This is a genomic window from Lysobacter sp. N42, from assembly GCF_004344885.1.
On record NZ_SKFB01000006.1, the window covers coordinates 128,104 to 154,897 of the forward strand.

28 protein-coding genes are annotated in these 26,794 nt (G+C 72.3%); 22 read left to right on the forward strand and 6 right to left on the reverse strand.

Features of this window, described 5'->3' with window-relative positions; translation table 11 throughout:
• Nucleotides 1-60: 60 nt before the first annotated feature.
• The 16 genes from EYQ95_RS12780 (at nucleotide 61) to EYQ95_RS12855 (ending at nucleotide 14,361) form a co-directional block, all read left to right on the forward strand.
• Nucleotides 61-516, forward strand: a complete 456-nt coding sequence (locus tag EYQ95_RS12780) for a DUF4442 domain-containing protein (protein ID WP_243699912.1) — start codon at nucleotides 61-63, stop codon at nucleotides 514-516.
• A gap of 59 nt (nucleotides 517-575) precedes the next feature.
• Complete coding sequence (locus EYQ95_RS12785; RefSeq protein WP_132327601.1) at nucleotides 576-2,546, forward strand: bifunctional serine/threonine-protein kinase/formylglycine-generating enzyme family protein; 1,971 nt, start codon at nucleotides 576-578, stop codon at nucleotides 2,544-2,546.
• 30 nt (nucleotides 2,547-2,576) lie between these two features.
• Entirely contained in the window at nucleotides 2,577-3,236 is a 660-nt protein-coding gene (locus EYQ95_RS12790) for a DUF502 domain-containing protein (protein WP_132327602.1), read from the forward strand.
• The gene (locus EYQ95_RS12795; RefSeq protein ID WP_165924721.1) at nucleotides 3,233-4,006 is read left to right on the forward strand and encodes a queuosine precursor transporter; all 774 of its coding nucleotides are present in this window, start codon (nucleotides 3,233-3,235) and stop codon (nucleotides 4,004-4,006) included. The genes EYQ95_RS12790 and EYQ95_RS12795 overlap by 4 nt, the downstream gene beginning before the upstream one ends.
• A gap of 78 nt (nucleotides 4,007-4,084) precedes the next feature.
• Nucleotides 4,085-5,884: a DUF885 family protein gene (locus tag EYQ95_RS12800; protein ID WP_243699913.1), complete on the forward strand. Its 1,800-nt coding sequence runs from the start codon at nucleotides 4,085-4,087 to the stop codon at nucleotides 5,882-5,884.
• A 133-nt stretch (nucleotides 5,885-6,017) separates the two neighbouring features.
• On the forward strand, nucleotides 6,018-6,803 hold the full coding sequence (locus EYQ95_RS12805; protein WP_132327605.1) for an alpha/beta hydrolase-fold protein: 786 nt from the start codon (nucleotides 6,018-6,020) through the stop codon (nucleotides 6,801-6,803).
• Between the two features lie 33 nt (nucleotides 6,804-6,836).
• On the forward strand, nucleotides 6,837-7,160 hold the full coding sequence (locus EYQ95_RS12810; protein ID WP_132327606.1) for an HPF/RaiA family ribosome-associated protein: 324 nt from the start codon (nucleotides 6,837-6,839) through the stop codon (nucleotides 7,158-7,160).
• A gap of 18 nt (nucleotides 7,161-7,178) precedes the next feature.
• Nucleotides 7,179-7,979 carry a glucose 1-dehydrogenase gene (locus EYQ95_RS12815; RefSeq protein WP_132327607.1) on the forward strand — a complete coding sequence of 267 codons (801 nt, stop codon included), beginning with the start codon at nucleotides 7,179-7,181 and terminating at the stop codon, nucleotides 7,977-7,979.
• A gap of 165 nt (nucleotides 7,980-8,144) precedes the next feature.
• Nucleotides 8,145-8,993: an NAD-dependent protein deacetylase gene (locus tag EYQ95_RS12820; protein WP_165924722.1), complete on the forward strand. Its 849-nt coding sequence runs from the start codon at nucleotides 8,145-8,147 to the stop codon at nucleotides 8,991-8,993.
• Nucleotides 8,994-9,055: 62 nt separating this feature from the next.
• The gene (locus tag EYQ95_RS12825; protein ID WP_132327608.1) at nucleotides 9,056-10,051 is read left to right on the forward strand and encodes an MBL fold metallo-hydrolase; all 996 of its coding nucleotides are present in this window, start codon (nucleotides 9,056-9,058) and stop codon (nucleotides 10,049-10,051) included.
• Nucleotides 10,052-10,117: 66 nt separating this feature from the next.
• A complete protein-coding gene (locus EYQ95_RS12830) occupies nucleotides 10,118-11,020 on the forward strand; it encodes an SDR family NAD(P)-dependent oxidoreductase (protein WP_207916410.1) in 903 nt (300 codons plus the stop codon).
• A 76-nt stretch (nucleotides 11,021-11,096) separates the two neighbouring features.
• Nucleotides 11,097-11,492: a hypothetical protein gene (locus EYQ95_RS12835; protein WP_132327610.1), complete on the forward strand. Its 396-nt coding sequence runs from the start codon at nucleotides 11,097-11,099 to the stop codon at nucleotides 11,490-11,492.
• 43 nt (nucleotides 11,493-11,535) lie between these two features.
• On the forward strand, nucleotides 11,536-12,918 hold the full coding sequence (dbpA, locus tag EYQ95_RS12840; RefSeq protein WP_132327611.1) for an ATP-dependent RNA helicase DbpA: 1,383 nt from the start codon (nucleotides 11,536-11,538) through the stop codon (nucleotides 12,916-12,918).
• Entirely contained in the window at nucleotides 12,915-13,397 is a 483-nt protein-coding gene (locus EYQ95_RS12845; protein ID WP_243699914.1) for a YaiI/YqxD family protein, read from the forward strand. Before dbpA ends, EYQ95_RS12845 begins: the two co-directional genes overlap by 4 nt.
• Before the next feature lie 21 nt (nucleotides 13,398-13,418).
• The gene (locus EYQ95_RS12850) at nucleotides 13,419-13,826 is read left to right on the forward strand and encodes a hypothetical protein (RefSeq protein ID WP_132327612.1); all 408 of its coding nucleotides are present in this window, start codon (nucleotides 13,419-13,421) and stop codon (nucleotides 13,824-13,826) included.
• A gap of 61 nt (nucleotides 13,827-13,887) precedes the next feature.
• Nucleotides 13,888-14,361 carry an NUDIX domain-containing protein gene (locus tag EYQ95_RS12855; protein WP_132327613.1) on the forward strand — a complete coding sequence of 158 codons (474 nt, stop codon included), beginning with the start codon at nucleotides 13,888-13,890 and terminating at the stop codon, nucleotides 14,359-14,361.
• 15 nt (nucleotides 14,362-14,376) lie between these two features.
• Here the strand turns inward: EYQ95_RS12855 and EYQ95_RS12860 are convergent, their stop codons facing one another.
• Nucleotides 14,377-14,643 carry a DksA/TraR family C4-type zinc finger protein gene (locus EYQ95_RS12860; protein WP_132327614.1) on the reverse strand — a complete coding sequence of 89 codons (267 nt, stop codon included), beginning with the start codon at nucleotides 14,641-14,643 and terminating at the stop codon, nucleotides 14,377-14,379.
• A 397-nt stretch (nucleotides 14,644-15,040) separates the two neighbouring features.
• Here EYQ95_RS12860 and ybaL point away from each other — a divergent pair, with 397 nt between their 5' ends.
• Together ybaL and EYQ95_RS12870 are read left to right on the forward strand one after the other, a co-directional pair.
• Nucleotides 15,041-16,720, forward strand: a complete 1,680-nt coding sequence (gene ybaL, locus EYQ95_RS12865; RefSeq protein ID WP_132327615.1) for a YbaL family putative K(+) efflux transporter — start codon at nucleotides 15,041-15,043, stop codon at nucleotides 16,718-16,720.
• A 67-nt stretch (nucleotides 16,721-16,787) separates the two neighbouring features.
• Nucleotides 16,788-17,900, forward strand: coding sequence for a DUF1615 domain-containing protein (locus EYQ95_RS12870; protein WP_132327667.1), 1,113 nt, complete (start codon nucleotides 16,788-16,790; stop codon nucleotides 17,898-17,900).
• A gap of 7 nt (nucleotides 17,901-17,907) precedes the next feature.
• Here EYQ95_RS12870 and EYQ95_RS12875 read toward each other — a convergent pair whose 3' ends face one another.
• On the reverse strand, nucleotides 17,908-18,801 hold the full coding sequence (locus EYQ95_RS12875) for a GGDEF domain-containing protein (protein ID WP_165924723.1): 894 nt from the start codon (nucleotides 18,799-18,801) through the stop codon (nucleotides 17,908-17,910).
• A gap of 212 nt (nucleotides 18,802-19,013) precedes the next feature.
• The gene (locus EYQ95_RS12880) at nucleotides 19,014-19,706 is read right to left on the reverse strand and encodes an ion channel (protein WP_132327617.1); all 693 of its coding nucleotides are present in this window, start codon (nucleotides 19,704-19,706) and stop codon (nucleotides 19,014-19,016) included.
• A gap of 162 nt (nucleotides 19,707-19,868) precedes the next feature.
• On the opposite strand from EYQ95_RS12880, the gene EYQ95_RS12885 reads away from it, so the two are divergent.
• The 3 genes from EYQ95_RS12885 (at nucleotide 19,869) to EYQ95_RS12895 (ending at nucleotide 22,362) form a co-directional block, all read left to right on the forward strand.
• Complete coding sequence (locus EYQ95_RS12885; RefSeq protein ID WP_132327668.1) at nucleotides 19,869-20,165, forward strand: hypothetical protein; 297 nt, start codon at nucleotides 19,869-19,871, stop codon at nucleotides 20,163-20,165.
• An 88-nt stretch (nucleotides 20,166-20,253) separates the two neighbouring features.
• Nucleotides 20,254-20,547 carry a DUF2388 domain-containing protein gene (locus tag EYQ95_RS12890; RefSeq protein WP_370451247.1) on the forward strand — a complete coding sequence of 98 codons (294 nt, stop codon included), beginning with the start codon at nucleotides 20,254-20,256 and terminating at the stop codon, nucleotides 20,545-20,547.
• Between the two features lie 15 nt (nucleotides 20,548-20,562).
• Nucleotides 20,563-22,362 (forward strand): DUF4105 domain-containing protein, encoded by a 1,800-nt coding sequence (locus tag EYQ95_RS12895; protein ID WP_243699915.1) that lies wholly within the window; start codon nucleotides 20,563-20,565, stop codon nucleotides 22,360-22,362.
• A gap of 48 nt (nucleotides 22,363-22,410) precedes the next feature.
• Here the strand turns inward: EYQ95_RS12895 and EYQ95_RS12900 are convergent, their stop codons facing one another.
• The gene (locus EYQ95_RS12900; protein ID WP_132327619.1) at nucleotides 22,411-23,127 is read right to left on the reverse strand and encodes an SOS response-associated peptidase; all 717 of its coding nucleotides are present in this window, start codon (nucleotides 23,125-23,127) and stop codon (nucleotides 22,411-22,413) included.
• 207 nt (nucleotides 23,128-23,334) lie between these two features.
• Here EYQ95_RS12900 and EYQ95_RS12905 point away from each other — a divergent pair, with 207 nt between their 5' ends.
• On the forward strand, nucleotides 23,335-25,140 hold the full coding sequence (locus EYQ95_RS12905) for a DUF885 domain-containing protein (protein WP_132327620.1): 1,806 nt from the start codon (nucleotides 23,335-23,337) through the stop codon (nucleotides 25,138-25,140).
• A gap of 192 nt (nucleotides 25,141-25,332) precedes the next feature.
• On the opposite strand, the gene EYQ95_RS12910 is transcribed toward EYQ95_RS12905, so the two are convergent.
• Both EYQ95_RS12910 and EYQ95_RS12915 read right to left on the reverse strand, forming a co-directional pair.
• Nucleotides 25,333-26,331 carry an SDR family oxidoreductase gene (locus tag EYQ95_RS12910; protein WP_132327621.1) on the reverse strand — a complete coding sequence of 333 codons (999 nt, stop codon included), beginning with the start codon at nucleotides 26,329-26,331 and terminating at the stop codon, nucleotides 25,333-25,335.
• 73 nt (nucleotides 26,332-26,404) lie between these two features.
• Nucleotides 26,405-26,776 carry a response regulator transcription factor gene (locus EYQ95_RS12915; RefSeq protein ID WP_165924724.1) on the reverse strand — a complete coding sequence of 124 codons (372 nt, stop codon included), beginning with the start codon at nucleotides 26,774-26,776 and terminating at the stop codon, nucleotides 26,405-26,407.
• Between the last annotated feature and the right edge of the window lie 18 nt (nucleotides 26,777-26,794).

Sequence of the window (26,794 nt, forward strand, 5' to 3'; positions counted from 1 at the left end):
AACCCCCGCGCGCCTGCCGCCCCCCACACGGGCGGCCATCATCCTTGCCCGACCATGCCGTTGAAGCTCAGCGCCACCACGTTCCGCCACGGCCTGAACCTGTGGCCGCCCTTCCTCGCCACCGGCGTGCACGTCACCGATCTCACCGATGACTGGCGCCACGCACGCGTGGAGCTGCGCCTGCGCCCCTGGAACCGCAATGCCGTCGGGACCCACTTCGGTGGCAGCCTGTTCGCGATGACCGATCCGTTCTGGATGCTGCTGGTCATGCGCAGCCTCGGGCCGGACTACTACGTCTGGGACCGCTCGGCCACGATCGACTTCCGCAAGCCCGGGCGCGGCGTGGTGCATGCGCGCTTCGATCTCGACGAGCCCACCGTCGCCATGCTGCGCGAGGCCACCCTCGGCGGCGACAAGGTGCTGCACTGGTTCGAGACGCCGGTGTACGACGCCGGCGGCGAAACGGTCGCGGTGGTGCGCAAGCAGATCTACGTGCGCCGCAAGCCCGGGCGCTGACCCCGGTCACGCTTCCCCGGCTTCGCGCGTTCTGCCGCTCGGCGTATGCTCGACCGCGCATGAGCGAGCCCACCGACCCGAACGACGCACCGCCGCTGCCCCGGGTGGACGGCTACCAGCTGATCCGCGAGGTCGGTCGCGGCGGCATGTCCACCGTGTACCTGGCCAGGCAGCTCGCGCTCGGGCGCGAGGTGGCGTTGAAGGTCATGGCGCCGCAGGTACTGGGCGACGAGATCAGCCGGCGCCGCTTCGAGAACGAGGTCCGCACGATCGCGCGCCTGGAGCATCCGCACATCGTGCGCATCCACGAGTTGGGCCGCACGCGCGACGGGCTGCCGTACTACTCCATGCCGCACCTGGCGCGCGGGCACCTGGGCGGACGCGACTTCACGAACGACGAGAAGGGCGCGGTCGAGATGGCCACCGCGCTGCTGTCGGCGCTGGAGTACGCGCATTCCCGCGGCGTGGTCCACCGCGACGTCAAGCCCGAGAACGTGCTCTTCGACGATGCCGGCCGGCCGCTGCTGGCGGACTTCGGCATCGCCCTGCGGCGCGGTTTCGGCCCGCGCGTGACCGCCGCCGGGCTGGCGGTCGGCAGCACCGCCTACATGGCCCCCGAGCAGGCGCGCGGCGAGGAGGTGGACGGCCGCGCCGACCTCTACAGCCTCGGCGTGGTGCTGTGGGAAATGCTCGCCGGCCGGCTGCCCTACGAGGCGCAGGACGCGCTGTCGATGGCGCTGATGCACGCGCGCGACCCGATCCCGAAGCTGCCGGCGCACCTGCGCCACTGGCAGCGCTTCATGAACCGCGCGCTGGCCAAGCATGCCGACCAGCGCTTCCAGAATGCGGCCGAGATGCGTCAGGCCATGCTGGCCGTGCGCCCCGCCCCCTGGCAGCCGGCCCTGGGCAGGGCGCGTGCGCTGGCGGCCTCGCGCAACGGGCGTCGCGGCCTGGCCGCGGCGGCGGTGGTCGCGGGCGTGGTGCTGGGCTTCGTGCTCTGGCCCCGCAATCTTGGCGACGGGTTTTTCCGTGCGTCCGCACCGCCGCCACCCGCGCTGCCCGAGCCCGCGCCGGCCCCGGTCGAGCAGGCCGTCACGGCGCCGCCCACGCAGGACGCCGCCGCGCTCGCACTCGAGAAGGCGCGTGCGCAGATCGAGCGCGGCGAACTCACGCTGCCGGAAGGCGACAACGCGGCGACCTCCGTGCTCGCCGCCTGGCACGCCGATCCGGCCGCGCCCGGCGTGCCCGAGGCGCTGGACACGCTGGCGCGCGCGATGGGCGAGCGCATCGCCGCCGACGTGCGCGCCGGGGAAGACGCGCGCGCGCGCGCCCTGTTCCGCCGCGCCGACGAGCTGGCGCGCGCCACCGCGCAGGTCGATTCCCCGGCGCAGAAGGCGCTGCGCGAGGGCGCCCGCAAGGCAGCGGTCGACCGGGCCGAGGACGAGGCGAAGAAGGGGCGCCGCGATGCGGCCAGGCGCGCGATCGCCCTGGCGCGCGACTTCGGCCTGCCCCGCGCCGATGCCACCCGGCTCGAGCGGCGCATCGCGACCGTGGTCGAGGACACGGGTGGCGAGGCCGCCGTTCCGGGCGCGCGCGTCGCGGCGCGGCCGGTGAGCCGTGCCGAGTACGAGCGCTTCGTCGAAGCCACCGGCCGCAAGGCCTCCATCTGCCGCGAGCGCGCCTCCGTCCTGCGCGTGTTCGCCCCGCGCGACTGGCGCAACCCGGGGTTCGCGCAATCGGCGGCCGACCCCGTCGTCTGCGTGTCGGCGCAGGATGCCGAGGCCTATGCGCACTGGCTCGGCGCGCGCGAGGGCGGCCGCTACCGGCTGCCGACGGCCGCCGAATCGGCCACGGTCGCGCCGCAACTGCCCTCGCGCGGCGTCGCGCTGTGGCTGCGCGACTGCGGGCCGGTGAACTGCCAGCAACGCCAGGTCGCAGGCACCTCGTGGCGCGGTCAGGCCGCGCGTCGCCCGCTGCCCGCCGGCCGCGGCTACGACGACGTGGGCTTCCGCCTGGTGCGCGAGCGCTGAGGCCCGCATCGCCGCGCGTAGAATCGCCGCATGCGCAAACCCACCCTGCAGCGGCTCTTCCTCACGGGCCTGCTCACCCTGCTGCCGATCTGGCTGACCTGGGTCGTCGTCAAGTTCGTCTTCGTGCTGCTGTCTGACATCAGCCGGCCCTTCATCGGGCCCGGGCTGCAGCGGCTGGCGGCCACCGACGCGGCATTCGCCTGGCTGGCCGATGCATGGGTGCAGAACGCGCTCGCCCTGCTGGCCACGCTGGCGGTGATCCTGCTGTCGGGCATCATGGCGCGCCGCGTCTTCGGCCAGCGCCTGCTGCGCTGGTTCGAGGCGCTGATCCAGAAGATTCCCTTCGCCAACATCATCTACGGCAGCGCGCGGCAGCTGCTGGACATCCTGCAGACGAAACCTGACGGCACCCAGCGCGTGGTGCTGGTGGACTTCCCGCATACCGAGATGAAGTCGATCGGCTTCGTGACGCGCGTGCTGAAGGAACAGGGCACCGGCCGCGAGCTGGCCGCGGTCTACGTTCCGACCACGCCGAACCCGACGTCCGGTTACCTCGAGATCGTGCCCGTCGAGAAGATCACGCCCACCGACTGGTCCGTCGACCAGGCGATGAGCTTCATCATCTCCGGCGGCGCGGTATCGCCGGAAAGCATCCCGTTCTCGCCACCGCGCGAGGAGCCCGCGGCGTGACGCCAGGCGGTCCGCTGGGCGACCGCGCCGTCCGCCTGTTCGTCGCGCTGGCCGCGCTGTTCTGCGTGAACACGGTGCTCGCCGAGTTCATCGGCGTGAAGATCTTCGCGCTCGAGGACACGCTCGGCCTGGCGCCGCTGGAATGGCACCTGTTCGGGCAGACCGGATCGCTGAGCTTCACCGCCGGCACGCTGCTGTGGCCGGTCGTGTTCCTGATGACGGACATCGTCAACGAGTTCTACGGGCGGCGCGGCGTGCGCATGGTCTCGATGCTCGCCGCGGGCCTGATCGTCTACGGCTTCCTGTTCGCCTTCGCGGCCATCGCACTGGCGCCCGCCGGCTGGTGGGTGGAAGCTGCCCGGCCACAGGGCGTCGAGGACTACCAGGCCGCCTTCGCCGCCGTGTTCGGCCAGGGGCTGTGGACCATCGCCGGCTCGCTGGTGGCCTTCGTGCTCGGCCAGCTCATCGACGTCGCGGTCTTCCACCGCATCCGGCGCGCCACCGGCGAGCGCTGGGTGTGGCTGCGCGCGACGGGATCGACAGCCGTGTCGCAGCTGGTCGACAGCTTCGTCGTGCTCTACATCGCGTTCGTGCTCGGGCCGCAGAAGTGGCCGTGGTCGCTCTTCCTGGCGGTGAGCAGCGTCAACTACGCCTACAAGATGCTCGCGGCCGTCGCGCTGGTTCCGCTGATCTACCTCGTCCGCGCCGCGATCACGCGCTACCTCGGCCCCGCCCGCGCCGCTGAACTCCGCGCAGCGGCCGCGCACTGAGCCCACCGTGACTTCCGGCCGGTGGGAAGCGCGGCCGGGTGGGCGATGCTTGGGCGACATCCCGACACGGAGTTCGCCATGTCCCTGCGTCCGCTCGTCCTTGCCGTCGCCCTCACCCTGGGCGTGGCTGCCACCCCCGCGTTCGCACAAGGCCAGGCGGCCGCGGCGACGCAGGAGTCCAAGGCCCAGCGCCTGAACGCGCTCTACGAGCAGTACTGGGAGGAGTCGCTCAAGCTCAACCCGCTGCAGGCCACCTTCCAGGGCGACCCGCGCTACAACGACCAGCTGCCCGACTTCGGCAGCAAGCAGTTCCGCGACGAGGCCCGCGCGTTCACCGAGCGCTGGCTGAAGACGATCGAGTCCGTCGGCCCGGACGGGCTGTCCGGCCAGGACCTGCTCAGCTACGAGATCTTCGTGCGCGACGCGAAGAACTCGCTCGAAGGCGAGCGCTTCCCGGGCTGGATGATGCCGGTCAACCAGATGGGCAGCATCCCCATGTTCGCCGTGCAGATGGGCTCGGGCACCGGCGCGCAGCCCTTCAAGACGATCAAGGACTACGAGAACTGGCTGGCGCGCGGCAACAGGCTGCCGGTGCTCATCGACACCTCCATCGCCAACATGCGCGAGGGCATGAAGGCCGGCGTGGTGCAGCCGCGCGCGCTGATGGTGAAGGTGGTGCCGCAGCTCGACGCGCTGATCCGGGACTCGGCGGAGAAGACGATGTTCTGGGGCCCGGTGGCAAACATGCCGAAGGAGTTCTCCGACGCCGACCGCACGCGCCTGACCGCGGCCTACCGCGACATGATCGAGAAGCAGATCATGCCGTCCTACCGCAAGCTGCGCGCCTTCATCAACGACGAATACCTGCCGGCCACGCGCGAGACCTATGGCCTGGACAAGCTGCCCGACGGCCAGGCCTGGTACGCGTTCAACGCGAAGAACAGCACCACCACCGACCTCACCCCGGCGCAGATCCACGAGATCGGGCTGAGCGAGGTCGCGCGCATCCACGGCGAGATCAGGAAGATCATGGCGGAGACCGGCTTCAAGGGTTCGCTGCAGGACTTCTTCCAGTTCATGCGCACCGACAAGCGCTTCGAGTACGCCACCGAGGAAGACCTGCTCAAGCACTACCGCGGGCTGGAGGCGAAGATCAACGAGCGCGTGCCGCAGCTCTTCTCGCTGATTCCGAAGTCGCCCTTCGAGATCCGGCCGGTCGAGCCCTTCCGCGCCAAGTCGGCCGCCGGCGGCTCGTACATGTCGCCCAGCGAGGACGGTTCGCGCCCGGGCATCTTCTACGTCAATACCTACGACCTGCCCAGCCGCAAGAGCTGGGACGCCGAAGACCTCTACCTGCACGAGGCGATCCCCGGCCACCATTTCCAGATCGCGCTGCAGCAGGAGCTCACCGGCCTGCCGAAGTTCCGCCGCTTCGGCGGCGAGACGGCGTTCGCGGAAGGTTGGGGCCTGTACGCGGAGTCGCTGGGCAAGGACCTCGGGGTCTACACCGACCCGTACAACTACTTCGGCTACCTCCAGAACGAGCTGTGGCGCGCGATCCGCCTGGTCGTGGACACCGGCCTGCACAGCAAGGGCTGGAGCCGCGAGCAGGTGATCAAGTACATGCTCGACAACTCCGCGGAGAGCGAAACGCAGGCGACCGCCGAGGCCGAGCGCTACATCGCATGGCCGGGCCAGGCGCTCGCGTACAAGATCGGCGAGCTCAAGATCAAGGAGCTGCGCGCGCGCGCCGAGCGCGAACTCGGGCCGAAGTTCGACATCCGTGAGTTCCACGCCGAGGTGCTGAGGGACGGCGCCGTGCCCCTGTCGGTCCTCGAGCGCAAGATCGACCGCTGGATCGCCACGCGCAAGGGCTAGTGGTCGGGGAAAGGGCCGCACGCGCGGCCCTTTCCGTTTTCGCCGGGCCGTGCCCGCGCCCGCCCGCTGCACGTGCACGGGCCGGTCACGGCGCGCCGCCAAGACTCGCAGGACGCTCCCACCGGACGTTCGCATGCGCCTGATCCGCTGGTCCCTGCTGCTGCTGGCCGCAAGCGCCGCCCTCGCCTGCGTGCCACGCGGCAGGTCGGACGGCCCCGTGCCGACGGCGCTGCTGCCCTCCGACCAGGGCTCGCACCGGCTGGTGGTCGTGCTGCCCGGCCGCCGTGACCGCCTGGAATCCATGCGCCGCAGTGGCGTGGGCGAGGCGATCCAGCGCGTCTGGCCCGATGCCGACGTGCTGTTCGCCGAGCTGTCGATGCCCTACTACCTCGACCGCAGCGCCACGCGCCGCCTGCACGAGGAGGTGCTGCTGCCGGCGCGGCGGCGCGCGTACACCGAGATCTGGCTGGTCGGCGCATCGCTGGGCGGCATGGGCGCGATCCTGTACGACCGCGACTACCCCGGCCAGGTCGACGGCATGGTGCTGCTCGCGCCGTACCTGGCCGAACGCCGCATCCACGAGGAGATCCGTGCGGCGGGCGGCGTGGCGGGCTGGGAGCCCGGCGTCGGCCTCGGCCCCGACGACGTCTGGCAGCGAGAGCTCTGGCGCCATCTCAAGACCTGGTCGCGCGAGCCCGAGCGCACCCGGGAGGTCTGGCTGGCCTACGGCGATGGCGACTACCTGCGCGACAGCATGCCGCTGCTCGAGCCCGTGCTGCCGGAGGGCCAGGTGCACGTCGCGCCGGGCAAGCATGCCTGGAGCACGTGGACACCGCTCACGGAGGAAGTGCTGCGCCAAGTCGATGCAAGGCGCGCGACGGCCGCCGCGTTGCCCGCGCCTGCACGCGCCGGTGGCTAAGGTCGTGCAGAAGGTTTCAATCGAGGAGGTTCAATGCACATCGAGATCAATACCGACAACCACCTGCAGACCGACGAATCCGTCGTCCGGCACGTGCACCAGACGCTCGATGGCGTGCTCACGCGATTCAACCGCCAGGTGACCCGCGTCGAAGTACACCTGCACGACCGCAACGCCGACAAGAAGGGCGACAACGACAAGCACTGCCTCCTGGAGGCGAAAGTGGAAGGCCGCCCGCCGCTGGCCGCCTCCGACGATGCCGCCACGCTGGCGGCGGCGATCACGGGCGCGGCGAAGAAGCTGCAGCGCGTGCTCGAAACCGACCTGGGCCGCCTGGCCGACCAGCGCGGCGCCTGACCGCAAAAGACGCGGGCGATGGCGCTGGTTCCGCCGGTCGAGCCGCATCCGGCGCAACCGCTCGCCGGACGCGTGGTGCTCGTCACCGGCGGCGCGCAGGGAATCGGCCGTGGCATCGCCCAGGCGGTGCTCCGGGCCGGCGGCGCGGTGGTGGTGGGCGACAGCGACGAGGATGCCGGCCACGCCTGCCTCGACGACTGGGACGCCGGCGCCGCCGCGATGTTCGTGCGCACCGACGTGGCGAAGGAGGCCTCGGTCCGGCGTTTCGTCGACTCGGCATTGAAGGCCTACGGACGCATCGACGGCCTCGTGAACAACGCGGCCATCGCCGATCCGGGAACGGGGCCGGTGGAGACGCTGGCGCTGGCCGAATGGAACCGGCACCTCGCCACCGGCCTGACCAGCGTCTTTCTCTGCACGCGGCAGGCCGCAGCCGCGCTGCGCGAAGCCCGCGGCGCCATCGTCAACATCGCGTCCACGCGCGCCCACCAGTCCGAGCCCGGTACCGAGGCCTATGCCGCGGTCAAGGGCGGCGTGGTGGCGCTGACGCATGCGCTCGCGGTGAGCCTCGGGCCCGACGTGCGCGTCAACTGCATCAGCCCCGGATGGGTGCCCACGGACGCATGGCGCAAGCCCGCCTCGCGTCGCCGTCCGACCCTCTCGCGCAAGGACGCGGCCCAGCATCCGGCAGGCCGCGTCGGCACGCCCGAGGACATCGGCGCGCTCGCGGTGCATCTGCTGTCGCCCGCCGCGGGTTTCACGACGGGGGCCGAGTTCGTGGTCGACGGCGGAATGTCGCGGCGGATGCGCTACGACTGAGGCCTACCGGCGCGGGCCCCGGCGTGGCGCACGGGCTTTGGCCGTCGCCGGCGCACCGGCGGCTCGCGACCTCCACGCGACACGGGCTTGCCGGCTTCAGCTCCGGCGCGGGCGCTGTGCCGCGCCTTCCGGCCGCGGCGCGTCGCAGGCTAGGCTCGATACGCCATGCATCACGTCCCCATGCCCTGCACCCGCCCCGCCAACGCCGCGGACTCCCTGCGCGAGTGGCTGGCGCGGCGGCGGCGCGTCTTCGTGCTCACCGGTGCGGGCATCAGCACGGGCTCCGGCATTCCCGATTACCGCGACGCCACGGGCGCGTGGAAGCGTCCGGCACCCGTGACCTACCAGGTCTTCGTGAAGGATCCGGCCGCCCGCGCGCGCTACTGGGCCCGCGCCTTCGTCGGCTGGCCGCGATTCCGCTGCGCGCGTCCCAACGCGGCCCACGAGGCCCTGGCCACCTGGGAGCACACCGGCGGCATGCTCTCGATCCTGCTCACCCAGAACGTCGACGCGCTGCACCAGAAAGCCGGCAGCCGGCGCGTGCTGGACCTGCACGGCCGCCTCGACGCGGTGCGCTGCCTCGACTGCGCGCATCGCCTGCCCCGCGATGCCGTGCAGGAAAGGATGTGGCGCGACAACCCGGCCTGGCGCGGGCTCGACGCCATCGCCGGCCCCGATGGCGACGCCGACCTCACCGACGCGGACTTCGACGCCTTCCGCGTTCCGCCCTGCCCCGCCTGCGGCGGCATGCTCAAGCCCGATGTCGTCTTCTTCGGCGAGACGGTTCCGCGCGAGCGGGTCGAGCGTGCGCAGGAGGCTCTCGCGGCCAGCGACGGCCTGCTCGTCGTCGGCTCCTCGCTGGTCGTCTACTCCGGCTTCCGCTTCGCGCGGATGGCGCACGAGGCCGGGCTCCCGGTCGCCATCCTGACCCGCGGCGTGACGCGGGCGGACGCGATCGCCTCGCTCAAGCTCGAGGCCGACTGCCTGGACGTGCTGCCGAAGGCGCTGGCCTGACCGCCGCTGTCACTGCGCCACGACCCCTGCACTGGCATGACTCGCCGGACTAGGGAGGAGCCATGCGGATCCACCACCTGAACTGCATTTCGACCTGCCCGCTCGGCGGGCGGCTGATGGACGGCTTCACGCCGTCGATCCTCGAGCGCGGCCGACTGGCCTGCCACTGCCTGCTGATCGAGACGCGACGCGGCCTCGTGCTCATCGATACGGGCCTGGGCCTGCAGGACGTGCGCGATCCCCGCGGTCGCCTCAGCCCGTTCTTCCTCGGCCTGGTCAGCCCCGAGTTCCGCGAGGAGATGACCGCGGTGCGCCAGATCGAGCGCATGGGCTTTTCGGCCGACGACGTCACCGACATCGTCCTCACCCACCTGGACTTCGACCACGCGGGCGGCCTGGACGACTTCCCGCGCGCCCGGGTGCACCTGCTCGCCCGCGAGCGCGAGCATGCCGAGCTGCAGAAGACCTGGCTCGACCGCCAGCGCTTCCGTCCCCAGCAGTGGTCCTCGCGAGGCCGCTGGCACACCTATGCCGGCGCGTCGGGCGAGCGCTGGATGGGCTTCGACTGCGTACGTGGGCTGGAGGGCATGGAGGCGGACATCCTGCTCGTGCCCCTGGGCGGGCACACCCACGGCCATGCCGGCGTGGCGATCCGCGCCGAAGGGCGTTGGCGCCTGCTGGCCGGCGACGCGTACTTCCACCACGCCGAGATGGATCCGCTCCGCCCCCACTGCACGCCGGGCCTGCGCTTCTACCAGTGGATGATGGAGAAGGACCGCCCGCTGCGCCTGCGCAACCAGGAGCGCCTGCGCGAGTTGCGACGCACCCATGCCGGCGAAGTGGAAGTCTTCTGCTCGCACGACGTGCTGGAGTTCGAGCGGCTGTCCGGTCGCGCCGCCGGCGTGCCGGCCGACAGGCGCGCGCGGGCCGGCGACATGCCCCGCGCAGCGCATGCGCTCCGCGCCACCGGCGTGCCCGATCCGTTCGCTGGCGGCACCGGCGTGGGTTCCTGGTGGACGCGCGACGACCAGGACGCGCCCACGCGCCGTCCCCACTGAGCGCCGCCACGCCGCGCCCACGCGCCGTCGCCCAGGATGACGGCGACCGATCCGCCAGGAGCCTCCATGCTCGCCCGTACCGTCGTCATCACCGGCGCATCCAGCGGCTTCGGCCGCGGCGTGGCGCTGCGCCTTTCGCAACTGGGCTACAACCTCGTGCTCGCCGCGCGCCGCGGGCACCTGCTCGACTCGCTGGCCGCCGAATGCGGCAACGCCATCGCGGTGACCGCCGACGTCGGCGACCCCAACGCCGTGGAGAAGATCGCGCGTGCCGCGATCGCGAAGTTCAACCGCTTCGACGTATGGATCAACAACGCGGGCGTCGCCGCCCTGGGCCCCTTCGACGCGATACCGCTCGAGGACCACATGCGGGTGGTGCAGACCAACCTGGGCGGCGCCGTGGCCGGAAGCCACGTTGCACTTCGCCACTTCCGCGAGCGCGGGTCGGGCACGCTCGTCAACATCGCGTCCATGCTGGGGCGCACGCCGGCGCCCTACTACGCGTCCTACTGCGCGACCAAGTACGGCGTCATCGGCCTGTGCGATGCGCTGCGACAGGAACTGGCCGCGCAGGACCAGCCCGAGATACGCGTCTGCGCCGTGCTGCCGATGGCGGCGGACACGCCCTTCTTCGACCATGCGGCCAACTACACCGGACACACGCTGCAGCCGTTCCCGATCACCGACGCGGAGGAAGTGGTCGAGGCGATCGTGGGCGTGGTCGAGGCGCCGCAGGACGAGGTCACGGTGGGCATGTCGGCCACCGCCGCGGTGATCGCCGAGCGCCTCTCGCAGACCGTCACCCACGGCATGACGGGAGCGTTGACGCAGCTGCTGCAGATGGAGGAGGCCCCGGATGCGCCGATCGAAGCCGGCAACCTCCACCGCCCCGTCATGATCGGCGCGGGCGTTCACGGCAGCATCCTCCAGCGGCTGGACATGGAACGGCAGGCGCCGCGCGGACACTGAACGCCGCGCCCGCGCATCGACCGCATGCTCACCGGCGCCGCGCCAGCATCGGGGCGATTCCCATGAGGACGCCCCGATGAGCACCAACCCGCATCCGCATCCCGGCCGCGAGACCTCCGGCCATACCGGCGCCGGGCTTATCGGCAGCCTGGACACCGGCATCGAGGCCGGCCCCGAAGGCCAGGCGCTCAAGGAGCGTGCCCGCGAGCGCGACGCACGAAACGGCGCGGAAGGCGGCGACGCCACGTTCGCCGGCGGCCCGGGCACGTCGACGCCGCAGGGCGTGAGCCGCATCGGCAGCGGGACCACCGGCCTCAACAACTACTCGCCGGGCAGCGATCTTTCGGCGGGCGCCGACTCGCCGATGAACCGGGGCCAGATGGCGGGCACCAGCGGGGGCGAGCGCGCGTCGGCCGGCATCGACGACGCCAACCGGTCCTCCCGCGACCACGGCAACAGCCTCGACGGCTGATCGCCACCGGCGGGCGCCGTGGTGGCGCCGCGTAGAATGGCGCATGACCGACGCCGTCGAATTCACCGATCTTCCCCTCGCGCCCGCGCTGTTCCAGGGCCTCGATGCCGCCGGCCACGTGCGCATGACGCCCGTGCAGGCACGCGCGCTGCCGCCCATGCTCGAGGGCCGCGACGCGCTGGTGCAGGCGCCCACGGGCAGCGGCAAGACGGTCGCCTTCGGCTTGGCCCTGCTGCACGCCCTGGACAGTTCGCGCAGCGGCGTGCAGGCGCTGGTGCTGTGCCCCACGCGCGAGCTGGCCGAGCAGGTCGCGCGCACGCTGCGCCGGCTGGCCACCGGCCTGCCGAACGTCAAACTGCTCACGCTCACCGGCGGCGTGCCGCTGGCGCCGCACCTGGCCTCGCTGGTGCACCCGCCCCATGTCGTGGTCGGCACGCCGGGGCGGGTTCTGGAACTCGTCGAGAAGGGCGCGCTGGATCTCTCCGGCGCGTCCACGGTCGTGCTCGACGAAGCCGACCGCATGCTCGACATGGGCTTCGAGGAACCGCTCCGCGCCATCCTCGCCGCGACGCCGCGACAGCGGCGCACGCTGCTGTTCTCCGCCACCTACCCCGAGCCCATCCGCGAGATGGCCCGCGCGGCCATGTCCGAGCCGGTGGAGATCCGCGTCGACGACGCGGCGCAGGCTCCCGACATCGAGCAGCGCTTCATCGCCGCCGAACCCGAGCGCAAGCTCGCCGCCCTGGCCGGGCTGCTGCTGGAACAGGGCGAAGGCAGCGCCGTGGTCTTCTGCAACATGCGCCGCGACGTGGACGAGGTCGCCGGCTCGCTCGCGCACCTGGGTTTCTCCGCGCTGGCGCTGCATGGCGACATGGAACAGCGCGACCGCGAGGAGGTGCTGGTGCGCTTCGCCAACCGCAGCTGCACGGTGCTGGTGGCCAGCGACGTCGCCGCGCGCGGGCTCGACGTGGAGGACGTCGCGCTGGTGGTCAACTACGACGTGCCGTCCGATGCCGACACCTATATCCATCGCGTGGGACGCACGGGCCGCGCGGGCCGGGCCGGGCGCGCGGCCACGCTGGTGTCCTCGCGCGAGGCCGGCCGCCTGCGGGCGCTGGAGGAACGGCTCGGCACCCTGCCCGCGGCCAGGCGTGCGCCGGAGGTGCAGCTGCGCCCCGGCCTGGCCCCGCGCGCGGCGATGGCCACCCTGCGCATCGACGCCGGCCGGTCGGACAAGCTGCGCCCCGGCGACGTGCTCGGCGCGCTCACCGGCGAGGCCGGCCTGCCCGGCGAGGCCATTGGCAGGATCGACATCTTTCCCACCCGCACCTACGTCGCGGTGCGCGCAGGCCTGGCGACCAGGGCGCTCGAGCGGCTGCAGGCCGGGCGCATCAAGGGCCGCCGGTTCCGGGTGCGCAGGCTGTGAGCGGGAGCGAGGTCCACGCACCGCGCATCTGGATCGACGCCGATGCCTGCCCCGGCGTGATCCGCGACATCCTCGTCCGCGCGGCCGAGCGCGCACGCATCCACACCACGTTCGTCGCCAACCAGTGGATACGCCTCCCCGCCTCGAAGTGGCTGCGTTCGCTGCAGGTACCGGGCGGCTTCGACGTCGCCGACCAGGCCATCGTCGAGCGGCTCGCCGCGGGCGACCTCGTGGTCACGCAGGACATCCCGCTCGCGGCGCTGGCGATCGAGCGTGGCGCCGACGCGCTGCATCCGCGTGGCGAGCGCTATACGCGCGACAGCATCCGCGAGCGCCTGTCCATCCGTGACTTCATGGACGAGCTTCGCGGTGCCGGCGTGCAGACCGGCGGCCCGCCGGCGCTGCATGCCCGCGACCGCCAGGCCTTCGCGGCCGCGCTCGACCGCTGGCTCGCGCACCGCCCGCGCGTGGCCGACTGAACCCGAACCGGAATCGTCCCCATGCCCGTTTCCAAGTCCCGCCGCCATCCGAAGAAGCCCGCGCGCACGTCCGCCGGCGACGGCGCCGCCCGCTCCATGCCCGCCCATGCGCACCTGCTCGACGCCACCGACCGCGTGATGGTGGGCATCGCGCTGCGCGACGAGGAATGGGTGGTGGTGCTCCAGGGCCGCGTGGTCGCCGCCACCGAGAGCGCGGGCCTGGCCATCGCCATGCTCCGGCACACCGCCACCCTGCTGTCGGGCGCGGGCCACGCCGTGCGCGTGGACACCTCCGAGACACTGCGCGCACGCGCGACGGAGGAAGGCGCGGCCGCCGGCAAGTCGCTGGACGACTACCTCGCCTACCTCGAAGCCGAGCGCGCGGAGCTCGCCCGCGATCGCGGCGGGAGCGACGTCCACAGCGCCTGATTTCACGGGCGATGCGCGCCCGCTGCGGCATCGTTCCGCCGATTTCGCAGCGTGGATGGCCATGGCCGAACAGAGCGCGGGCATCCTGCTCTATCGACGGGACCCGGACGGATTGCGCGTGCTCCTCGCGCATCCGGGCGGTCCGTTCTGGCATTCCCGCGATGCCGGCGCATGGTGCATCCCCAAGGGCCGCATCGAAGGCGGTGAGACGCCCGAGCAGGCCGCGCGGCGCGAATTCGAGGAGGAACTCGGCGCGCCGGCTTCGGGCGCGTTGCAGCCGCTCGGCCGGTTGCGGCAGAAGGGCGGCAAATGGGTCGAGGCCTTCGCGATGGAAGGCGACTTCGACCCCGACCGCCTCTACAGCAACTCCTTCCGCATGGAATGGCCGCCGCGAAGCGGGCGCTTCAGCCAGTTCCCGGAGGTCGACCGCGCCGCCTGGTTCGACCTCGACCAGGCGCGCGCGAAGATCCTCGAAAGCCAGTCGCCGCTGCTGGATCGCCTCGACACGCTCATCAACGGCGGGCCGCTGATCTGAGCGCGGAGGCGTGCATCAGCGCAGCTGGCTGTCCTTGCTGCCGCGGCGGTTGTAGCCGGTGAACGCGGCCTCCTCAGCGTCGCGCAGCTCCTGGCAGGCCACGCACAGGCGCACGCCCGGCACCGCGCGGCGCCGTGCCTCGGGAATCGGCGCATCGCATTCCTCGCAGCGCGAGCGCCCCGGCCCGCTCGGCAGGCGCGCGCGTGCACGCCTGATCGCATCGTCGACGGTGGCGTCGATCTGGTCCTGTACCGCCCCGTCTCCAGCCCATCCGGTCGCCATGGGATGCCCTCCGTATCGCGCGGCCAGCTTAGCGGCGGCCATCTGAACCGCGTGTCGGCCGGCTGCGCCGCGTACGGACAGCGCGGGTCGCCGTTCGCGTGGGGCTGTGTCCATCGCCGCCTTGCCGATGCGCTGCCGATGCATGGGCAGCCACCCGATGCGCCACCAGGACGCCTGCACGGCCGCGGTGCATGGCGACGCGACCGCACCGGCGCTACCGCGCGCCTGCACGTGGCGATGACTCACGTTCCCCGCGGCGGGCCGTGCGCCAGGCGCCGCGCCACCTGCGTCGCTGCCGCGGCAACGCAACGCTGCGGCCCACTGGCGCGCGCGGCGGCGCCTCCATAATCGCAACGCGGCTCGCCAGCGCCGGCCGCTGCCTTCCGGAGGTCCCTGCGTGCACCACACCTCGCTCATTACCCTGCTCGTCGGCGGCATCGTGCTGGCCTTCGTGTTCGGCGCACTCGCGCAGCGCCTGCGGCTGCCACCGCTGCTGGGCTACCTGCTGGCCGGCGTCGCCATCGGCCCGTTCACGCCCGGATTCGTGGGCGATGCCGAACTCGCGCCGCAGCTTGCCGAGATCGGCGTGATCCTGCTGATGTTCGGCGTGGGGCTGCACTTCTCCCTGGCCGACCTGATGAAGGTCCGGCGCATCGCGGTGCCGGGTGCAGCGGTCCAGATCGCCGTGGCGACCGCGATGGGCTGGGCGCTGGCCCGATGGCTGGGCTGGTCCCACGTGGCCGGCGTCGTGTTCGGCCTGGCGCTCTCGGTCGCGAGCACCGTGGTGCTGCTGCGCGCGCTGGAGGAACGCCACCTCGTCGACACCACCCGGGGGCAGATCGCCGTCGGCTGGCTCATCGTCGAGGACATCGCGATGGTGCTGGCGCTGGTACTGCTGCCGGTCCTGGCGGGCGACGCAACCGACCATGCGCGCATGCCGCTCTGGCAGGCGCTGGCGCTCACCTGCGCCAAGGTCGGAGGATTCGTCGCGTTCATGCTCGTGGTCGGACGGCGCGTGATTCCCTGGCTACTCGCGCGTGTCGTGCGCACGGGCAATCGCGAGCTGTTCACGCTGTGCGTCCTCGCCATCGCGCTCGGCGTGGCGTTCGGCTCCGCCAGCCTGTTCGGCGTCTCCTTCGCCCTGGGCGCCTTCTTCGCGGGCGTGGTGCTCAACGAATCGGAATTCAGCCACGAGGCCGCCAACGAAACGCTCCCGCTGCGCGATGCCTTCGCCGTTCTCTTCTTCGTCTCCGTGGGCATGCTGCTGGATCCGGCGATCCTGCTCGAGCGGCCCGGCGAGGTGCTCCTGACGGCGCTGATCATCATTCTCGGCAAGTCGATCGCCGCTTTCGCCATCGTCCGGGCCTTCGGCCGCGACACCAGCACCGCGCTGCTCATCGCCGCGAGCCTTGCGCAGATCGGCGAGTTCTCCTTCATCCTGGCCACGCTCGGGCTGCAGCTTGGCGTCCTGCCACGGGAAGGCCAGGACCTCATCCTCGCCGGCGCGATCGTCTCGATCGTGGTCAACCCGTTCCTGTTCACCCTCCTGGACCGCCGCAAGGCAAGGCACGAACGCCGCGCGCGCGCCGCCGCGGACGCCCTGGCGCCTGTCCCCGACGGCACGTCGGGGCACGTGCTGGTCGTGGGCTACGGGCGCGTGGGGCGCGAACTCGCCCGGTTGCTCGGCGCGACCATGACCACGGTGGTGGTGGACGCCGACGCGCACCGGATCGACGAGGCGCGGCGCGACGGCCACTTCGCCGTGATGGGAAATGGCGCCGACGCGAGGACACTGCAGGAGGCGCGCGCGGCCGCCGCCGGCTTCGCGATCGTCGCGTTGCCGATGACGCTCGAGGCCGGGGCCGTGGTCGACAGCCTGCGGGCCGAGGCGCCCGCGATCACGATCATCGCGCGCACGCACAGCGATGAAGGCGCGGCCCACCTGATCGCACACGGGGCCGACGCGACGGTGATGGCCGAAAAGGAGCTCGCGCACAGCATCGTCGCGATGATCGAAGCCACGCCGGCCCGGCGCGGGCGTCGCCCGCTGCCGCCCGCTCCGGAGGTCCCCGCGTAACGGCCCGGTCGCGCGTGCGCGCAGCCTGCGCGCCATGGTGCATCCGCCGGTTATCTTGGCGCGCATGATGCCTGCCCTTCGTTCCCTGCGCCCCGTCGTCGCAGCCGTCCTCATGGTCCTCGCGCTGGCGGCCTGCCGCGACGACCGCCCGCCCCCGCCGGATCCGGCCACGGTGCGTGCGCGCATCGTCCGCCTGCTGCCCGTGGCCATTCCGGACCGCGCCGGCTGGGCCACCGACATCTACGCCGCCTTCGCCGCGCTGGAGATCGAGCCCTCGAAGGAGAACATCTGCGCGGTGCTCGCGGTCACCGAACAGGAATCGACCTTCAACCCGGACCCGCCCGTGCCCGGCCTCGGCCGCATCGCGGTCGCCGAGATCGAAAAGCGCGCCGCGCGCGTAGGCGTGCCGAGCCTGGTGGTGCGCGGCGCGCTCAAGCTCGATTCGCCGGACGGACGCACCTGGGAGCAGCGCCTGGCCTCGGCGCGCACCGAGCGCGAGCTCAGCGAGATGTTCGAGGAGCTGGTCGATTCCGTGCCGCTGGGACGACGCCTGCTGGGCGACTCCAACCCCGTCCGCACCGGCGGCCCCATGCAGGTCAGCATCGCCTTCGCCGAGGCGCACGCGCGCGACCGGCCCTATCCCTACGTGCCCGACGGCTCGATCCGGCGCGAGGTCTTCACCCGCCGGGGCGGCATGTACTTCGGCATCGCCCACCTGCTGGGCTACCCGGCGTCCTACGAGCGCATGCTCTACCGCTTCGCCGACTTCAATGCCGGCTGGTACGCCAGCCGCAACGCGGCCTTCCAGCGCGCCCTGTCGATCGCGTCGGGGATTCCGCTCGACCTCGACGGCGACCTGATCGTGCACGGCAGCGATGCCGTCGGGGCCACCGAGGCAGCCGCGCGCGCGATCTCCACGCAGATCGACATGAGCCATGGCGCGATCCGCCGCGCACTGGAACGGGCCGACAGCCAGCGTTTCGAGCGGACGGACCTGTACGAGCGCGTCTATGCCATGGCCGAGCGCATCGGCGGCAGGGCGCTGGAGCGCGCGCATGTCCCGCACATCCGCCTGCAGAGCCCGAAGATCAGCCGGCGCCTCACCACCGAGTGGTTCGCCACCCGCGTGGACGCGCGCTACCGGCGCTGCATCGCCCGGGCCGCGCCGCTCTGGGGCTGATGCGCGCTCAGGCCATCACCACACGGTCGCGCCCGCCGCTCTTGGCCGCGTAGAGCGCCTCGTCCGCACGCCCCAGCAGCGTGGCCACCGCCTCGCCGCTGCGCGCGAGCGCCACGCCGATGGACACGGTCACCGGCGAATGCCGCACCCGGATCGTTTCGCGCACGGCGCGGCCGAGCCGTTCGGCCACATCGCGCGCCTCCTGCTCGCTGGTGGCCGGCATGACCAGCACGAATTCCTCGCCGCCGTAACGGAAGAGGCGGTCCTGTGGACGCGTCAGCCGGCGCACCAGCGCCGCGAACTCCACCAGCACGCGGTCTCCCGTCGCATGGCCGTGGCGGTCGTTGACGACCTTGAAGTGGTCCAGGTCCATCAACGCGACCGCCGACTCGCCGGCATCGGCCGCCAGCAGGGGAAGCAGCGCTTCGTCGAGGCCCCGCCGGTTGCCCGCGCCGGTGAGCGGATCGCGGCTGGCAAGCCCTTCGAGGCGCAGGCGCAGCGATTCGACATGGGTCGTGGTCACCCGGGCGACCATGAAGGTGAGCACCAGCGAGATCGACGCCGAAGCCGCCGTTTCCCGGTCGGCGCCGGCGAACAGCAGGATCGACGCGTAGGCCACGCCCGTACCGGCGATTACCGAGGCCGGCCGCGGCGCGGTCACCGCGAAGGTGCCGAGGATGATCGGGAACAGCCAGGGGATGCCCGAGGCGCCCAGCAGGTGGATGCGCGCCAGCGAGCAGGCCATGCTCACCGCGGCCATGAACATGCCAACGGCGGTCGAATCGCCGCGGACCCGCCGCCAGGCGAGCGCTGCGACGAAGGCCAGGGCCCAGCCCAGGTCGATCGCGCCGATGGCGTCCTGCCCCGCCGCGAAGCGCAGCAGCCCGAAGCCCGACAGCACCACGATGCCGAGCAGGCCCAGCCGCAGGCGCAGGGCGCCGCGGAAGGCCGAGTCGATCTCGCGGATGGTGGACGGATTCAGGGGGGCTCCTCGCCGCGGTGCGCAGCCGACACGGCGACGCGCATCGAGGCGAGGTTATCCGCCCCCGCCTGCCGCACCGCAGACGCGCGCGCGGGACTGGGACGGCGTCCGCAGCGCCGGATGCCGGCCATTCATGGAGACCGGCCCGGCCGTGCCCCGCGCGTCACCGAAAGGCCGATCAGGCGGGAAACCACGATCGCCACGTAGCCGATGCCCGCGGCCTGTTCGAGCATGACCAGCACCCGCGCGGGGGCCGACAGCGGCAGGATGTCGCCATTGCCCACGCCCGAGAGCGTCGAGAAGCTCAGGAACAGCAGCTCCAGCCAGCTTCGCGCCCGCTCCGGCTCGACCGCGCCGGCAAAGCTGCCCGGGTACCAGGCCTGGCAGACGAAGTACGCGTAGGCAAAGCCCCAGGCCAGCAGGGTGAAGGTGGCGCCGGTGGCGAACAGCTCGTCCCGGGTGACGCGGTGATCGGCCAGCATGTAGGCGATCAGGCTGCCGGCTGCATAGAAGTACAGCGCGGCCTCCAGCAGCGCGGCCCACGCGACCAGCTCCGGGCGGTCGCTGGCGATGGATACGGCCGAGAGCAGGATGGCCGGCGTCGCCAGCGTCCAGGCGATCCAGTTGGCCGCCGCGCTCCGGCTGACCACCCACACCGCCAGCGGCACGACCACCACGGCCACCGCACCGAGCAGCACGCGCCCGGACGGCGTGCCGTCGACCAGCGGATACAGCAGCAGGCTCAGCAGCTGCGCCGCCAGCAGGAGGGCGGAGGGATGGCGCGCCGCGCGCGCGATGAGGGAGCGTCGAACGTGGGATGGCATCGGGAAGGGACCGCCTGGACCGCATGCATGATGGCCTCGGCGGCGCGCCAGGCGCGTGAGTCGGGCGGCGCCGCGCTACCCGGCCGGCTCGCGGCCGCCTTTCACCCCGCCGGGACGGCCGGCGTCGATGATCGGATGCTGGAACGTCGTCGAGGAAGCGTCATGCGCGAGCAGGTGCAGCCCGGCCACATGGTTTTCGTGGCCGACGGCGAGATGGGCGTGGGCGGCGTGCGCGAAGTGCGCGGGTCGGAGATGGTCGTCAACATCCAGAACGCGGGCGACTTCGTGCTGCCGATGAGCGCCGTGCGCGACGTGCACGACGGCAAGGTGGTGCTCGACCTGCAGAAGCTCGACGCGCCGGTGCTGGAGGCGCTGCGCCACGTGCACGACGCGGAACTGCCCGAGTTCGCCGTGCTCGACCCCCGCGACGGCACACCGGATGCCGCAGGCCGCCATTGAGGCCCCGGTTCAGCGGACGCGGCGCGCGCTGCCGGTAACCTTGGCGGCCCCGCCTGGCCCACGCGAGATCTCGATGCTGCGCACCGCCCTGCTCCTCACCCTCGCCTTCGCCGCCGCCTCGGTCACGCCCGCCCACGGCAGCAGCTTCGCCGGCACCACGGGGGGCACCACGGCCAACGGCGCCTCCAACACCTCCGGCAGTACCTCGGGCGACGACAAGATCGTCCGCGAGGCCCGCGACGACGCCGCGGCCTTCGTCGCCAGCCAGGGCCGCGTGCGCGGCGCGCGCCTGGAGGCCGCCCTGCGCACGCTGCGCGAGGGCCACGCGCAAGCGCGCGAGGCGTCCGACATGGAACTGGCGCGCGCCATCCTCGCGCGCTGACGGCACGCGCCGGCCGTGCGGCTGCTGCCGACCGCCGCAGTGGCGTTCGCGCTGGCGCTCGCGCCCCGCTGCGCACATGCGGTCGACGTCCATCACGAAGGCACGCTGACGCAGCCGCAACGCGCTGCCGCGTATGCGCTCGTGTCCGAGGTCCTCGCCCGGCTCCCCACGCGATGGCACGAGGCGCTGGGCCCGCGCATCGAGCTGCACTGGCGCGACGACCTGCCGCCGGGCGTGCACGGCCGCACGCTGCCCGGCCGGGTGCTGCTGCGGCGGGCACTGCTCGACGCCACGCCCTCCAACGGCACGCCCCATCCCGCCGCGGCGGCGCTGGTGCACGAGCTCGCCCATGTGCTCGACCGCAGCCCCGCCGGTGGCTTCTCGCGCGACTCGCGCCTGCTGGACCTCGGCGGTTGGCAGCGGAGTGCCCTGGTGGGCCGCAAGGCGCGCACGACGTACCGCGACCGCTCGCCGGATCCCTACGAGGCCACGAACCCGCGCGAGTTCGTCGCGGTGAACCTCGAGCACTTCGTGCTCGATCCCGAATACGCCTGCCGCCGCCCGGCGCTCGCGCGCCATCTCGCAGCGCGCCTCGGGGCCACGGCGCCAGCGCGCAACTGCGCGCCGGGCCAGGTGTTCGTGCAGGCCGACAGTGCGCCCGCCGAGGCCTCCCCGCTGGTCGGGATCGACGCCTCGCGCGTCGCCGGCGTGGACGTGCTGCTGGCCGAGCCGGCCGCGGCGGTGATGAGCCGCTGGGGCCACGTCATGCTGCGCCTGGTGGTGTGCGCGCCGGGCCGCGCGCCGGGGCCGGACTGCCGCCTCGACCTCACGCATCATCGGGTGCTGTCCTTCCGCGCGTTCGTCGACGACGTGCAGGTCTCGGGCTGGCGCGGCCTGGTGGGCTCGTATCCCTCGCGGCTGTTCGTGCTGCCGCTCTCGCAGGTGGTCGACGAGTACACGAAGGTGGAGCTGCGCGGACTGCGCTCGGTGCCGCTGCGGCTATCGAAGGACGAGGTCGAAGGCCTGCTCGAGCAGGCCGCGCAGGTGCACTGGAGCCACGACGGGCGCTACCGCTTCGTCACCGACAACTGCGCCACCGAAACCTGGCGGCTGCTGCGCGACGGCGTGCCGCGGCTGGGCGCGCTGCGTCTGGCCAGCCTGACGCCCACCGGCCTCGTGGCGCGCCTGGAGCGCGCAGGTGTCGCCGATGCCTCGGTGCTGGCCGACCGCGGCTCGGCCCTGGCACGCGGCCACTACTTCGAATCGCAGGCGACCCAGTACCAGGCGATGTTCGAGGCCGCGCGCGCCTCGCTGCCGCTGCCCGCACGCGACGTGCAGGCTTGGCTCGACATGCCACCACGGCACCGCGCGCCCTGGATCGCGCAGGCCGACCTGCGCGCGGCCGCGGCGCTGCTGGTGCTCGAAGGCGCGGCCCTGCGGCGCGCCGAGCTGCGCGCGCGCGATGCGGTGCGCCGACGTCTGGCGAAGGCGCAGGCCGCGCCCGCGGGGCGTGGCGATGCACTGGAAGCGCTGCGCATCGCCGACCGGCTCACCCGGCCCGCCGCGCTGCTGCCCGGGGGTTATGGCCTTCCCCAGCAGCGCGAGCGCGAGCAGCTCGCGCGCGACGCGGTCGCCCTGGCGGCGCAGTGGCGCGACGCCAGCGCACGCCTGCATGCACGGGCGCGCGACTGGCTGCCGCGCGGTGAGCGCGAGGCGCTGGAGGCTTCGGAATCGAACCTCGCCCAGCTGGGCGCCCGCATCCGCACCCTGCATCGACAGGCCGGCGGCATGGAACTCGGGCGCGAGGCGCGGTAGCCGCATCGAAGCCCCGTCGCGTCCGGCCGTGGGCGATGCACGCGCGCGCTAGTCGTCCTCGTCCAAGGCCCCGTCCTCGTCCAGCATCGCCACGTCGGCCTCCTCGCGCGGGTCGGCGGGCTCCAGCAGCGTGTAGTCGTCGACATCCCGGCTGCGGATACGGCGCGAGACCGGATAGGCCTCCAGGCCGGGCTGGCGCATGCGTGCGAGGAAGCGCGAGGGCAGCAGCGGCCCGGCGATCCAGGCGCGCACCTCGTCGGCAGGCAGGAACACGGGGCCATCGGCCACCAGCGGTGGCGGGATCGCGGCGTTCGGGGCGGTGAGCACGGTGAAGGTGTGCAGCTGCGGCGCGTCGGCAGGCCAGCGATCCCAGAGCCCCGCGGCGAACAGCACGCCGCCGTCGCGCGGCTGGATGAAGTAGGGGCGTGCCGGCCGCGCCTGGCGGTCCCACTTGTAGTAGCCCGTCATCGGCACCACGCAGCGTCGCGATTCCCAGGCACGGCGGTAGATGCGGCTCGACGGCGCGCGCTCGAGCCGCGCGGTCACCGTCGTGTACTTGGTTTCGGGACGTTTCGACCAGCTGGGCACCAGGCCCCAGTCGAAGTCCTCCACCGCCAGCCCCTCGCCGCGGTCGAGGATCACCGCCGCCGGCTTGCGGACGGCGATGTTGTAGCGCTCCGGCGCGGCCGCCAGCGCATCCACGACAGACGGCCCGAGCATCGCGGGTAGCGCCTCCGGCACGAAAGCCTGCACGAACCGCCGCATGCCTCAGCCTGCCGCCCGGGATGGGGTGGCCGGTGGCAGATTGCGCAAGCCTCGCCCGGGGATGTGCATGCAGGGCGGGATAGCACCGCGCGGGTGAGGCGTGCGTCGTCCGTTCCACCCTGACCGCGCGAAGGCGATGCCGGCGCCGCCATGCCGGCAGTGGCGCGCCCGCCGCCGTATGCTCGGCGTTTTCCACGGGAGCCGCCCATGCATCGCCTGATGCCCGCCACCGCCCTGCTCGCCCTCGCCCTCGCCGGCTGCCAGACCGTGGCCGCGCCCGACGCCCCGGCGGGCGCATCCGCGCAGTCTCCACAGGCCGGCGCCGACGCGCGCTTTGCCGACATTTCCCGGCGCTGGCTCGATGGCTGGATGCAGTTGAACCCGGTCGCGGCCACGCAGCTCGGCGACCACCGTTTCGACGACCGCATCGACGACCTCGGCGAGGCCGGCCGCAAGCGCCAGGCCGACTTCAGCCGCGCCCTGCTCGCGGAACTCGAGGCCCTCGACGCCTCGACGCTGTCGCGCGAGAACCAGGTCGACGCGCTGATCCTGCGCAACCAGCTGCGCTCGGACCTCTGGCATCTGGAAACGTTCCAGGGCTGGGCACGCGACCCGCAGGTCTATACGGGCCTGGCCGGCGGCGCCATCTACAACCTGATGGCGCGCGAGTTCGCGCCCATGCCGCAGCGCCTGAAGTCGGCGACCGCGCGCATGGAGAAGCTGCCGCAGCTGTTCGCGCAGATGCGCGGGAACCTCGACCCCGCGCGCGTGCCGAAGATCCATGCCGAGACGGTGGCGAAGCAGCACGCCGGCATCCTCCAGCTGATCGAGCAGTTCATCCTGCCCAATGCCGGCCAGCTCCAGGGCGCCGACCGCCAGCGCCTCGACGCCGCGGTCGCCAACCTGCGCACGGCCGTCGCCGAGCACCAGAAATGGCTGGACGGCACGCTGGTGCCGAATGCGAAGGGCGAGTGGCGCATCGGCGCTGCGCTCTACGACCAGAAGCTGCAGTTCGCGCTGATGTCCTCGCTCTCGCGCGCGGAGATCGGGCAGCGCGCACGCGCCGAACTGGCGCGCGTGCGCGACGAGATGTACGGCATCGCGCGGCAGGTGCTCGCCGGCCGCAGGGGCGCGCCGGCCACGCCGGAAAAGCCCAGCGACGGGCAGCGCCAGAAGGCCATCGAGGCCGCGCTGGAACTGGCCTATGCCGACCGCCCTGCCCGCGACCGCGTGGTGGACGAGGCGCGCGCCGCGCTCGAGCAGGCCACCGCGTTCGTCAAGGCCAGGTACCTCGTCACCGTGCCGCCGGACCCGGTCAGGATCATCCTGATGCCCGAGTTCCAGCAGGGCGTGGCCGTGGCCTATGCCGACTCGCCCGGCCCGCTCGACAAGGGGCTCGACACCTACTACGCCATCTCGCCCATCCCCAAGGACTGGACCGACGCGCAGACCGACTCGTACCTGCGCGAATACAACTCGCGGATGATCCACCTGCTCAGCATCCACGAAGCCATGCCGGGCCATTACCTGGAGGGCGCGCATTCGGCGCGCCATCCGTCGATCCTGCGCGGCGTGCTGCGTTCGGGGCTGTTCGCCGAAGGCTGGGCGGTCTACACCGAGGACATGATGGCCGACGCCGGCTACCTCGACGGCGACCCGCTGTTCCGGCTCGTGCAGCTGAAGTTCTACCTGCGCACCATCGCCAACGCGATCCTCGACCAGGGCGTGCACGTGGACGGCTGGACGCGCGAGCAGGCCATGCACCTGATGATGCACGACACCTTCCAGCAGGAGCGCGAGGCCGCCGGCAAGTGGGTGCGCGCGCAGCTCACCAGCGCGCAGCTGCCGACCTACTTCGTAGGCAGTGCCGAGCACTTCGACATGCGTCGCGCGGTGGAGGCCAGGCTGGGCGAGCGCTTCGACCTGAAGGCCTACCACGACAGGGTGCTCTCGCACGGCGCGCCACGCGTGCGCTTCGTGCGCCAGCTCATGCTCGGCGAGCCGATCCGCTGACGGCCGGTGTCACGCCCCGCGAACGCGCGCGGCGGTATGTTCGCGCCGCCAGGGAACCAAGCGAAGGGCTGAGGTCCGGAGCGAGTCCCTGACGAAGAAGGCCCGGAACTGGCGCGCAATGCGCCGCCGGGCCTTCACCTTTCCGGGACCCGCGCGGACCGCGGCCGTGGGCACCGCCCGGGCCACGCGCGTTCAGCCACGCGGCCCACCCATCACCGGCAGGATGGCGCCGTTGACGTAGGAGCCCGTCACCGGCGATGCGAGGAAGACGTAGGCCGGCGAGACCTCCTCGGGCTGCGCGGGCCGCCCCATGTCGCTGTCCTCGCCGAAATGCGCGACCTCCTCGGCCGGGCGGTCGGCCGGGTTGAGCGGCGTCCAGACCGGGCCGGGCGCCACGGCATTCACGCGGATGCCGCGCTCGAGCAGGTTGCTGGCCAGCGACATCGTGAACGCGTCGATCGCGCCCTTGGTCGCCGAGTAGGCCAGCAGCTTCGCATTGCCGAAGCGGGCGGTCTCGGACGAGGTGTTGATGATGCAGGCGCCGCGCTTCATGTGCGGCAGCGCCGCGCGCGCCATGTGGAAGTAGCCGCCGATGTTGGTTTCCAGCGTCTCCTTGAGCAGCGCGTCGCTCACGTCCTCCAGCGAATCGGTGTGCTGCTGGAAGGCGGCGTTGTTGACCAGGATGTCGAGCCGGCCGAACTCGTCCACCACCTGCCGCACCGCGCGCTCGCAGAAGGCCGGGTCCTTCACGTCGCCCGGGATGGTGATGCAGCGGCGGCCCTCGGCTTCCACGTGGCGACGCGTGGCCTCGGCGTCCTCGTGCTCGTCGAGGTACATCACGGCCACGTCGGCGCCCTCGCGCGCGAACAGTACGGCCACGGCACGCCCGATGCCCGAGTCGCCGCCGGTGACGATGGCGACCATGTCCCTGAGCTTGTCGCTGCCGACGTAGCCGGGCGCGAGGAAGCGGGGTTGAAGTTCCAGCTCGTGCTCGTTGCCCGGCTTTTCCAGGTGCTGCTTGGGCATGCGTTCGGGCTGTTCGCGGTCGCCGGCCTGCACGGGCGACTTGCCCTCGCCACTGCCGCCGCCGGACCGGGCATCCTTCTCGTCGATCACCCGCTGGATCGCGCGCTGTCGATCGGCCGCGCGCTCGGCATCGCGGCGGGCGTCATCGGCTCGGCTGCTGCCCATGCTGTCCTCCTGTCCACCTGTGGAACCGCGCAGCTTGCGTCGCAGGCATCCAAGGCGCCGTGAGGAACCGCACTCAGTTCGGGCGCGTGAGCAGGCTCTCGGCCACGTCGACCACCTCGCGCAGCTGCTCGGGCTTCTTGAGCACCGTGCAGCCGTAGCGCTCCTGCAGCCGCTCGATGGAGGCCAGGTCGCCCAGCGAGGAGAACACGATGACGCGCGGACGCTCGTCCATCTGGTCCATGGCCGACAGCATTCCCCAGCCGTCCACGTCCGGCATCATCAGGTCGGAAACGACCAGGTTGGGCCGCAGGCCGGACTGCATCATGCGCAGCGCGACCTCGCCCGACTCGGCCTGGAACACCGTGTGGCCTTCCAGCTCGAGCAGGTCCGCCAGCATTTCACGTACGCGCGCGTTGTCGTCCACGACGAGGATCTTGGTTTCCATGGGGCACGGCCGGTTGGG